This is a genomic window from Inquilinus limosus DSM 16000, assembly GCF_000423185.1.
GTDB lineage: Bacteria > Pseudomonadota > Alphaproteobacteria > DSM-16000 > Inquilinaceae > Inquilinus > Inquilinus limosus.
Genome location: NZ_AUHM01000005.1, coordinates 389129 through 399321, shown reverse-complemented (window position 1 = coordinate 399321; position 10193 = coordinate 389129). Strand labels below are relative to the sequence as shown.

The 10193-nt window shown below is 70.4% G+C and carries 9 protein-coding genes; 2 read left to right on the top strand and 7 right to left on the bottom strand.

What is annotated here, in order from left to right:
* A partial coding sequence (locus G537_RS0109210; RefSeq protein ID WP_026869873.1) for a transposase occupies nucleotides 1-320 on the top strand: 320 nt, incomplete at its 5' end.
* A gap of 27 nt (nucleotides 321-347) precedes the next feature.
* On the top strand, nucleotides 348-755 hold the full coding sequence (locus tag G537_RS0109205) for a hypothetical protein (RefSeq protein WP_026869872.1): 408 nt from the start codon (nucleotides 348-350) through the stop codon (nucleotides 753-755).
* A 4-nt stretch (nucleotides 756-759) separates the two neighbouring features.
* Here G537_RS0109205 and G537_RS0109200 read toward each other — a convergent pair whose 3' ends face one another.
* The 7 genes from G537_RS0109200 to G537_RS43595 all read right to left on the bottom strand — a co-directional run bounded on the left by G537_RS0109200 (nucleotide 760) and on the right by G537_RS43595 (nucleotide 10191).
* Nucleotides 760-1467 carry a response regulator gene (locus tag G537_RS0109200; protein ID WP_026869871.1) on the bottom strand — a complete coding sequence of 236 codons (708 nt, stop codon included), beginning with the start codon at nucleotides 1465-1467 and terminating at the stop codon, nucleotides 760-762.
* A gap of 148 nt (nucleotides 1468-1615) precedes the next feature.
* Complete coding sequence (locus tag G537_RS0109195; protein WP_026869870.1) at nucleotides 1616-4324, bottom strand: sensor histidine kinase; 2709 nt, start codon at nucleotides 4322-4324, stop codon at nucleotides 1616-1618.
* Between the two features lie 12 nt (nucleotides 4325-4336).
* On the bottom strand, nucleotides 4337-4909 hold the full coding sequence (kdpC, locus tag G537_RS0109190; protein WP_026869869.1) for a potassium-transporting ATPase subunit KdpC: 573 nt from the start codon (nucleotides 4907-4909) through the stop codon (nucleotides 4337-4339).
* A gap of 7 nt (nucleotides 4910-4916) precedes the next feature.
* Nucleotides 4917-6974: a potassium-transporting ATPase subunit KdpB gene (gene kdpB, locus G537_RS0109185; RefSeq protein WP_026869868.1), complete on the bottom strand. Its 2058-nt coding sequence runs from the start codon at nucleotides 6972-6974 to the stop codon at nucleotides 4917-4919.
* 15 nt (nucleotides 6975-6989) lie between these two features.
* Nucleotides 6990-8699 carry a potassium-transporting ATPase subunit KdpA gene (gene kdpA / locus G537_RS0109180; protein ID WP_026869867.1) on the bottom strand — a complete coding sequence of 570 codons (1710 nt, stop codon included), beginning with the start codon at nucleotides 8697-8699 and terminating at the stop codon, nucleotides 6990-6992.
* A 7-nt stretch (nucleotides 8700-8706) separates the two neighbouring features.
* On the bottom strand, nucleotides 8707-8796 hold the full coding sequence (kdpF, locus tag G537_RS42665) for a K(+)-transporting ATPase subunit F (protein ID WP_064742096.1): 90 nt from the start codon (nucleotides 8794-8796) through the stop codon (nucleotides 8707-8709).
* 375 nt (nucleotides 8797-9171) lie between these two features.
* The gene (locus G537_RS43595) at nucleotides 9172-10191 is read right to left on the bottom strand and encodes a GNAT family N-acetyltransferase (RefSeq protein ID WP_155888553.1); all 1020 of its coding nucleotides are present in this window, start codon (nucleotides 10189-10191) and stop codon (nucleotides 9172-9174) included.
* Between the last annotated feature and the right edge of the window lie 2 nt (nucleotides 10192-10193).

Sequence of the window (10193 nt, the reverse complement as noted above, 5' to 3'; positions counted from 1 at the left end):
TCCTGGCCTATGTCGAGCAGGTCCTGGTCCCGACGCTGAACCCGGGCGACATCGTCGTCATGGACAACCTGCCCGCCCACAAACCTGCTGCCGTGCGCAGCGCCATCGAAGGCACCGGCGCCAAGCTGCGCTTCCTGCCGGCCTATAGCCCAGACTTCAACCCGATCGAGATGGCCTTCTCCAAACTCAAGGCCTTCCTCAAGAAGCTCGCCCCCAGGACCGTCGACGACCTCTGGCAGGCGATCGCACTGGCCGTCGACGCCTTCACACCTGACGATTGCCAGAACTACTTTACTGCTGCCGGATATGACCGCGACTGATCGGAAAATGCTCTAGCCCTGGCCGGGATGGCGTGCCTGGCCGCGCTGGTGCCGATCGGCGGCGACAACGACTGGAGTCTGCTGGCCCCGATCTGCGCGGCGCTGGTCTGCATCGGGCTCGGCGTCGGGTCGGCCTGGCCGCATCTGCTGACGCGGGTGCTGCAGACGGCGCCCGAGGACGAGAAGACCCTCGCCGCCAGCTCCCTGACCACGGTGCAGATGTTCGTAACGGCGCTGGCCGCCGCCCTCGCCGGCATGGCGGCCAACCTCGGCGGGCTCCTGGATCCGGGCGGGATCGAAGGGACCAGGAGCGCCGCCCGATGGCTGTTCGGCCTGTTCGCCCTGGCCCCGCTGCTGTGCCTTCCCGTCGCCCTCCGCGTCGGCCGCAGCCGCCCGGCCGGACGGCCGGAACGCGCGTCACCGGCGCTGCACTGAGGGACTATCCCTCCTCCACCACCAGCCGGTAGCCGACGCCCGGCTCGGTCGCGATCAGACGCGGCCGGGCCGGATCGTCGCCCAGCTTCTGGCGCAGCTGGCCGACATAGACGCGGAGATACTGCATGGCGTCGATATGGGCCGGGCCCCAGACCTCGCGCAGGATCTTCTGATGCGTCACCACCCGTCCGTGATGGGCGGCGAGCAGGCGCAGGATCTCGAACTCCTTCTTCGACAGCCGGATCTCCCGCCCGTCGAGCCGCACCCGACGATGCGGCACATCGACCGTCAGCGACCCGGCCTCGATCACCGCCTCGGCGTCCTCCTGCCCGCGGTGGCGCAGGGCGGCGCGCAGCCGGGCGGTCAGCTCGGCGATGCCGAAGGGCTTGGTGACGTAGTCGTTGGCGCCACGGTCCAGCGCCTCGACCTTCTCCGCCTCGCCGGCGCGGACCGACAGCACGATCACCGGCACGGAAGACAGCTCGCGGATCCGGCTCAGCACCTGCTGGCCGTCGATGTCGGGCAGGCCGAGGTCGAGGATCACCAGGTCCGGCCGGTCCTGCGCCACCCGCTCCAGCCCCTCCGCCCCGCCCGCCGCCTCGATCGGGGCGTAGCCGTCGGCGGCCAGGCTGATCTTGAGGAAGCGGCGGATCTGCGGCTCGTCGTCGATGATCAGGATGCGGGGGGCGGACCGGGTGTCGGAGGGCGTCATGTTGGCGGTCCGAAATTCCGGCCCGCCATGGCGAACCCCGAAGGGGCGTGGCCATCCAGGGCGGCTCGCACCGGCCCCTGGATGGCCACGGCGCTACGCGCCTCGCCATGACGAAAGAAGGGAGAGACGGAAAACGCGAGCATTCGCATCACACCCCCATCGACGTGCCCGGCAGGGCCGGCGCCGCCAGTTCGGCCGGGAAGGTCACCGTGAACATGGCGCCGCGCCGGTCACCACGGTTGCCGGCGGTGATCCGCCCGCCCAGGATCTCGACGAAGCCGCGGCAGATGGCGAGGCCGAGCCCGGTGCCGGCCTGGGCGCTGTCGCCGTGATGGATGCGGTGGAACTTGTCGAAGATCGCCTCCAGCTTGTCCTCGGGGATGCCGTCGCCCTCGTCCTGCACCCGGATCACGAGCCCCTTCTCCTCCCGCGCCGACACCGTGATGGTGGTGCCGGCCGGGGCGTATTTGGCCGCGTTGTCGATCAGGTTGACCAGCACCTGCTCCAGGAGGATCGGATCGAGCAGATAGAGTGGCAGACGGGGCGCGATGTCGAGCGCGAGGCGGTGGCGGGCGACCATGGCCGCGCACCGCTCCGCCGCCGCGCCGATCACCTCCGCCACCTCGGTCGCCTCCAGCTTCGGCTGCAGCACGCCGGATTCGAGCCGGGTCATGTCGAGCAGGTTGCCGACGAAGCGGTTCAGCCGCTCGGCCTCGTCCTCCGCCGTCTCCATCAGCTCCGCCCGCGCCTTCGGGTCCAGCGTGGCGTCGTAGCGGCGCAGGCTGGAGACGGCGCCGATGATCGAGGCCAGAGGCGTGCGCAGATCGTGGCTGATCGAGGTCAGCAGGGCGGCGCGCAGCCGCTCCGTCTCCGCCACCACCCGCGCCTCGTCGACATCCTTGGCAAGGTGCACCCGCTCGATCGCCACCGCTGCCTGGTCCATCAGCGATTCCAGCAGCCGCTGGTCGTCGGGGCTCAGCAGCGGCCCCGGCTGGTCGCGGTCGATGCCGATCACGCCGATCTGGGCCGAGGCGGTGCGCCAGGGCAGGAACAGCCATTTGCCGCCGGGCAGCGTGTCGGCCCCCCGCCCCGCCGGCCGGTTGCTGGCCCAGCTCCACTGCGCCGCCGCCCGCTCCGGCTCCTCGATCCGGTCCTCGGGCGGATAGCCCGCCACCACCTGCAGCGAGCCCTCCTGCGGCATCAGGATGACGACGCGCAGCTTCAGCATCGCCGCGATCTGGTAGGCGGCGGCCCAGAGCAGGTCGTCGGCCGAGGCGATCGCCGCCAGCTTGCGGCTGAATCCGAACAGCTCCGCCGTCGCCTTGGCCCGCGCCGCGGCGCTGCGGGCCTGCAGCCGGGCCCGGCTCTGCAGGTTCGAGGTGACGACCGCGACCACCAGGAAGAACACCAGCGAGGTGACGTTCGACGGGTCGGCGATGACCAGGCTGTAGAGCGGCGGCAGGAAGAAGAAGTTGACCGCGAACACGCTGAGGATGGAAGCGAAGATCGACGGCCCCAGCCCGTAGCGCGCGGCGCTGAACAGCACCGGGATCAGGAAGACGAGGGCGATGCTGTTGGCGGTGGCGACGAAGGCGACCAGATGGGCGGCCGCGGTCGTCGCCGCCACGCCGATCGCGGCGACCAGATAGGGCCGCAGGTCGAAGCCGGACTCGGCCGGGCGGGTCTGGATCCGCTCCTGACCGGGCTCCGCCTCCTCCCCCGCCATGACATGGACCGAGATCGTGCCCGCCTTGCGCACCAGGTCGTGCACCACCGAGCCGTGCAGCATCTCGAACCAGCGCGACCGGTCGGATTTGCCGATGACGATCTGGGTGATGTTGTTGCGCCGGGCGTAGGCCAGGATCTCGGCGACGATGTCGTTGGCCGGGACGGTCACCGTCTCGCCGCCCAGCTTCTCGGCCAGCAGCAGGGCGCGGGCGATGCGGTCGCGCTCGGCCTCGCTCAGCCGGTGGTGGCGCGAACCCTCGATATAGACCGCGCTCCAGCGGGCGCCCAGCCGGTCGGCCATGCGCCGGGCGTAGCGGACCAGCGCCTCGCTGTTCGGCGCCTCGCTGACGCAGACCATGATGCGGTCGCCGGCCGCCCAGGGCCCGGTGATGGCGTGGGCCCGCATATAGCCCAGCATCTGGTCGTCGACCCGCTGGGCGGTGCGGCGCAGCGCCAGCTCGCGCAGCGCCGTCAGGTTGCCGGGCTTGAAGAAATGCTCGACCGCCCGCCGGGCCTGGTCGCGGATATAGACCTTGCCCTCGGCCAGCCGCTTCTGCAGGTCCTCCGGCGTCAGGTCGATCAGCTCGATCTCGTCGGCGCCGTCGATCCAGGAATCCGGCACCGTCTCGCGCACCCGGATGCGGGTGATCTGGGCGACGACGTCGTTCAGGCTCTCGACATGCTGGATGTTCAGCGTGGTCCAGACGTCGATCCCGGCGGCCAGGATCTCCTCGACATCCTGATAGCGCTTGTCGTGGCGGCTGCCGGGCGCGTTGGTGTGGGCCAGCTCGTCGACCAGCACCAGGGCCGGCCGGCGCTCGAGGATCGCGTCGAGATCCATCTCCTGCAGCAGCCGGCCGCGATGCTCGACCCGGCGGCGGGGGATGATCTCGAAGCCGTCGACCAGCGCCTGGGTCTCGGCCCTGCCATGGGTCTCGACCACGCCGATGACGACGTCGAGCCCGTCACGCCGCCGCGCGGCGCCCTGGGACAGCATCTCGTAGGTCTTGCCGACGCCGGGCGCCGCCCCGAGGAAGATCTTGAGGCGGCCGCGGGTTTTCGCGACCGCCTCGAGCAGAGCTTCCGGCGAGGGGCGATGATCGTCGTCGGACCGATCGATCGATACCATGCGGGGAGGAGACTACGGCGTCTTCAGCCCGTCCAGCGCCATGTTGAGCTGGAGGACGTTGACCCGCGGCTCGCCGATCAGGCCGAAGAGCCGGCCGGAGGTCGCGTCCTGCACCGCCTGGCGCACCCGCTCCGGCGGCAGGCCGCGGGCGGCGGCGACGCGGGCGACCTGCAGCTCGGCATTGGCCGGGCTGATGTCCGGATCGAGGCCGGAGGCCGAGCTGGTGACCATGTCGGCCGGCGGGGTTTCGATGCCCTGCGCCGCCAGCGCGTCGACATCGGCCTTCACCCGGTCGGCGAGCGCCCGGGCGGTGGGGCCGAGATTGGAGCCGGCCGAGCTGGCGGCGTTGTACGGCGTCGGCGCCGTCGCCGACGGCCGGCCGTGGAAGTACCTGTCGCCGGCGAACTCCTGGCCGATCAGCGACGAGCCGATGACGGTGCCGTCGGACCGCTTCACCAGGCTGCCATCGGCCTGGTTGGGGAACAGCCCCTGGGCAATGCCGGTCATGGCGAGGGGATAGGCGAGGCCGGTGAGGATCGTCAGCAGGACGACCATCACCAGGGCGGGTCGGATCTGGTTCAGCATGGTTGCCTCACGCCAGGCCGAGGGCGGTGACGATCAGGTCGATCGCCTTGATCCCGATGAACGGGACGACGAGGCCGCCCAGGCCGTAGATCAGAAGGTTGCGCCGCAGCAGCGCGGCCGCGCTCAGCGCCCGGTAGCGCACGCCGCGCAGCGCCAGCGGGATCAGGGCGATGATGATCAGCGCGTTGAAGATGATCGCCGACAGGATCGCGCTCTGCGGCGAATGCAGGCCCATGACGTTGAGCACGCCGAGCTGCGGGTAGAAGGCCAGGAACATCGCCGGGATGATGGCGAAGTACTTGGCCACGTCGTTGGCGATCGAGAAGGTGGTCAGGGCGCCGCGGGTGATCAGCAGCTGCTTGCCGATGCCCACCACCTCGATCAGCTTGGTCGGGTCGCTGTCGAGGTCGACCATGTTGCCGGCCTCGCGCGCCGCCTGGGTGCCGGTCTGCATCGCCACGCCGACATCGGCCTGGGCCAGCGCCGGCGCGTCGTTGGTGCCGTCGCCGCACATCGCCACCAGCCGGCCCTTGGCCTGCTCCTCGCGGATCAGCGTCAGCTTGTTCTCGGGCGTCGCCTGGGCCAGGAAGTCGTCGACCCCGGCCTCGGCCGCGATCGCCGCCGCGGTCAGCGGGTTGTCGCCGGTGATCATGATGGTGCGGATGCCCATCCGCCGCAGCTCGGCGAAGCGCTCGCGGATGCCGCCCTTGACCACGTCCTTCAGGTGGATGACGCCGAGCGGCCGGCCGTCCTTGGCGACGGCCAGCGGCGTGCCGCCGGATTTGGCGATGCGCTCGGCGATCTGCTCCAGCGCCGCCGGCATGGCCAGGCGCGGGTTGCCGGCGGCCTCGCGGACATGGGCGACGATGGCATCGACCGCGCCCTTGCGGATGACCGAGCCCTCGACGTCGACGCCGCTCATCCGCGTCTGCGCGGCGAAGGGCACGAAGCGCGCGTGCATGCGGCCGACCTCGCGGGCGCGCAGCCCGTATTTCTCCTTCGCCAGCACCACGATCGACCGGCCCTCCGGCGTCTCGTCGCTGAGCGAGGAGAGCTGGGCGGCGTCCGCCAGCTCGGCCTCTCCGATGCCGGGCAGCGGCACGAACTCCGTGGCCAGGCGATTGCCGAGGGTGATGGTGCCGGTCTTGTCCAGCAGCAGCGTGTCGACGTCGCCCGCCGCCTCCACCGCGCGGCCGGACATGGCCAGCACGTTGAAGCGCACCAGGCGGTCCATGCCGGCGATGCCGATGGCCGAGAGCAGCGCGCCGATCGTGGTCGGGATCAGGGTGACGAACAGCGCCACCAGCACGACGACCGGGATCGCCCCGCCGGCATAGGCGGCGAAGCTGGGGATGGTGACCGTGGCGAAGACGAAGATGATCGACAGGCCGGCCAGCAGGATGTTCAGCGCGATCTCGTTCGGCGTCTTCTGGCGCTGCGCGCCTTCCACCAGCCCGATCATGCGGTCGAGGAAGGTCGACCCCGGGGCCGCGGTGATGCGCACCTTGACCCAGTCCGACAGCACCCTTGTGCCGCCGGTGACGGCCGACCGGTCGCCGCCCGACTCGCGGATCACGGGGGCGGATTCGCCGGTGATCGCGCTTTCGTCGACCGAGGCGATGCCCTCCACCACCTCGCCGTCGGAGGGGATCAGGTCGCCGGCCTCGACCAGCACGACATCGCCCTGGCGCAGCGACAGCGCCGGCACCGGCTCCCACGCCTCGCCGGCCGGGTCGGCCAGGCGCTTGGCGGTGGTCTCGGTCCGGGTCCGGCGCAGGGTCTCGGCCTGGGCCTTGCCGCGGCCCTCGGCCACCGCTTCCGCGAAATTCGCGAACAGCACGGTGAACCAGAGCCAGAGCACGATCTGGAGGGTGAAGCCGATGCCGGAAGCGCCGGCGGCGATGTCGCGCAGCAGCAGCACGCTGGTGAGGGCGGCGACGACCTCGACCACGAACATCACCGGGTTGCGCCACATGACGCGCGGGTCGAGCTTGCGCACCGCGTCGATCGCGGCCGGGCCCAGGATCTTGGCGTCGAACAGCGACGCCGGAGAGTTGGCTTTCATGACGGACAGGTCCGATCAGAACAGGGTGCCGGCGGCGCCGGCCAGGTGTTCGGCCACCGGGCCCAGCGCCAGGGCCGGGAAGAAGGTCAGGCCGCCCATGATCAGCACCACGCCGATCAGGAGGCCGACGAAGAGCGGCCCGGTGGTCGGGAAGGTGCCGGAGGACGGCGGCAGACTGCGTTTTGCGGCGAGCGACCCGGCGACGGCCAGCATCGGCACGATCATCAGGAAGCGGCCGATCAGCATCGCGAAGCCGAGGGTGACGGTGTAGAACAGCGAGGTCGCCGTCAGCCCGCCGAAGGCCGAGCCGTTGTTGGCGGTGCCCGAGGTGTAGGCGTACAGCACCTCGGAGAAGCCGTGCGGGCCGGGGTTGAGGATGCCGGCGAGGCCGGGCTGGATCGACACCGCCAGCGCGGTGAAGCCCAGCATCGAGGCCGGCAGGATCAGGAGGGCGAGCATGGTCATCTTGACCTCCTTCGCCTCGATCTTCTTGCCGACGTACTCCGGCGTGCGGCCGACCATCAGCCCGGCGACGAAGATCGCCTCGACGACGAAGAGCAGCATGCCGTAGAGGCCGGCGCCGACGCCGCCGATCACCACCTCACCCAGCATCATGTTGACCAGCGGCACCATGCCGCCGAGCGCGGTGAAGCTGTCATGCATGGCGATGACCGCGCCGCAGGAGGCGGCGGTGGTGACCACAGCGAACAGGGCCGACAGCGCCTCGCCGAAGCGGATCTCCTTGCCCTCCATGTTGCCGAGCGCGGGGTCGACGCCGAGCGAGGCCAGGAGGTGGCCGCCGTTCGCTTCCTGCCAATAGGCGACGAAGACGCCGGCGAGGAACAGCACGCCCATGGCGGCGAAGATCGCCCAGCCCTGGCGCTCATTGCCGACCATGCGGCCGAAGGTGTTGGTGAGGGCAGCGCCGATCGCGAAGATCAGCACCATCTGGACCAGGTTCGACAGCGCCGTCGGGTTCTCGTAGGGATGGGCCGAATTGGCGTTGAAGAAGCCGCCGCCATTGGTGCCCAGCATCTTGATCGCCAGCTGCGAGGCCACCGGCCCCTGGGCGATCGTCTGATGCGCGCCCTCCAGCGTCGTGGCGTCGACATAGGCGTTCAGGTTCTGCGGCACGCCCTGCCAGACGAAGAAGACCGTGGCGACGACGCAGATCGGCAGCAGCACGTAGAGCGTGGCCCGGGTCAGGTCGACCCAGAAATTGCCGATGGTCTGGGCCGAGCGCCGGGCGAAGCCGCGCACGAGGGCGATGGCCAGCGCGATGCCGGTCGCGGCCGACACGAAGTTCTGCACCGTCAGCCCGGCCATCTGCACCAGATAGCCCATGGTGCTTTCGCCGCCATAGGACTGCCAGTTGGTGTTGGTGACGAAGCTGACCGCGGTGTTGAAGGCGAGGCCCGGCTCGACCGCCGCCATGCCCTGCGGGTTGTAGGGCAGCGCGGTCTGCAGGCGCTGCAGCCCATACAGCAGAACGAAGCCGGCCAGGCTGAACAGCAGCATGCCGAAGGCATAGCCGGTCCAGTGCTGCTCGCGCTCCTCGCGCACGCCGGCGGCGGCGTAGAGCACGCGCTCGACCGGCCGCAGCACGGGGGAGAGAAAGGTGCGCTCGCCGGCGAAGACGCGGGCCATGTAGCCGCCGAGCGGACGCACGAGGAGGATGACGATCGCGCAGTAGAGCGCGATCTGGATCCAGCTGTTGAGGGTCATGGCCGCCTCAGAACTTCTCGGGACGGACCAGGGCGTAGACGAGGTAGCCGAGCAGCAGCACGGACACCACGCCGCCGAGGACGAGGTCGAAGGTCATCGCCGCCTCACAGCCGGTCGCAAAGCAGCACGTAGCCCAGGGCCACGGCGAAGAACGCCGCGGCCAGGGCGAGCATCAGGACGTCGAGCACGAAGTCTCCTTTCCGCAGATGGCCTGCGGACTCGTGTGATCGCGGCCGATCACACGCCCTGAGCGCATAAAAATTCGATCAGGATTTGGGGCCGGCGGGAACGCCTCACACGGGTCTCATGATCGTCATGGCGAGCCCCGAAGGGGCGCGGCCATGCAGGGCCGCTCGCACCGGCCCCTGGGATGGCCACGTCGCTGCGCTCCACGCCATGACGACATAGGGAAGCCGGGTTCGATCTCAATGGCCGTTGATATGGGCCGCAAACGCCGGCTCAGCCCGCCCGGTCAGGCGAGCGTGAGGTAGATTTCGGCCTCGATCACCCAATCCGCGCCGGTCTTGCGCCATTTGGCGGTGTAGGTGCCGGATGCGAGCGGCAGGCCGCCGGCGGCGGTGACGCCCTGCCAGCGTCCGTGCTCCAGGGCGATGGGCTCGACGGGCGAGACCAGGATGGTGTCGGGGGACCGGGTGTAGATCGTGCGCAGGGATGCCGCGAATTCGCGCTCCCATGCCGCGAGCTGGGCCTTTCGGCCGGAGATGACGGCGCTGTCCGTGCCCGTGACCAGAATGGCGCCCTGGGCCAGAAGCGGGCCGATGGCCTCGAGGTCCGCCTCGGCCAGAGCCCGATTGAAGGCCTCGCGCCGCAGGCGGATGGCGTGATCGGCAGCTTGGGTCATCTTGCGGTGTCCGGCAGAAAGATCGATTGCGGGGATATTGCCTCCGCACGCGACGGGGGTCGACGTCCGACTTTCGACGGGGCTGCCGATGGATTGAGGCGCCACGCGATCCTGGCCCCGCGCCACCCAGACCAGCCCGCGCCACGCGGCGCCATCATAGGTCGCGGTGAAGTCGCGCGACGGGTCCCGCTGCAGCCGCAACCGCGCCATCACCGCCTGCGAGTGGAGGTTGTCGGGCGCGGTAAAGGCCAGGATCTCGCGGAAGCCGAGCCGCCCGAATCCGTCCCGCAGCGCCGCCCCGGCGGCCTCGGTCGCATAGCCATGCCCCCAGGCGTGCCGCATCAGCCGCCAGCCGATCTCGACGCCGGGGCCGAGCGGATGGTCCGGCCCCAGCGGCATGATCCCGGCATAGCCGAGGAACTCCTCCGACAGCGTCTCGACCGCCCAACGGCAGAAGCCGTGGCGGTCGAAGGCTGTACGGTAGCGGTCGAGCTTGGCGTCGCTCGCCGCCCGGTCCAGCGGCCCGCCGAGGTCGCGCATGACCTCGGGATCGGCGGTCAGGGCGGCGAAGCCGTCGCGGTCGCCCTCCCGCCAGGGCCGTAGCCTGAGGCGCGGGGTGGCGAGGATCACCG

Bases quoted from the DNA above. Each gene is read 5' to 3' on its own strand.
- G537_RS0109205 (WP_026869872.1), top strand. From the start codon at position 348: ATGGCGTGCCTGGCCGCGCTGGTGCCGATCGGCGGCGACAACGACTGG.
- G537_RS0109200 (WP_026869871.1), bottom strand. From the start codon at position 1,467: ATGACGCCCTCCGACACCCGGTCCGCCCCCCGCATCCTGATCATCGAC.
- G537_RS0109195 (WP_026869870.1), bottom strand. From the start codon at position 4,324: ATGGTATCGATCGATCGGTCCGACGACGATCATCGCCCCTCGCCGGAA.
- kdpC (WP_026869869.1), bottom strand. From the start codon at position 4,909: ATGCTGAACCAGATCCGACCCGCCCTGGTGATGGTCGTCCTGCTGACG.
- kdpB (WP_026869868.1), bottom strand. From the start codon at position 6,974: ATGAAAGCCAACTCTCCGGCGTCGCTGTTCGACGCCAAGATCCTGGGC.
- kdpA (WP_026869867.1), bottom strand. From the start codon at position 8,699: ATGACCCTCAACAGCTGGATCCAGATCGCGCTCTACTGCGCGATCGTC.
- kdpF (WP_064742096.1), bottom strand. From the start codon at position 8,796: ATGACCTTCGACCTCGTCCTCGGCGGCGTGGTGTCCGTGCTGCTGCTC.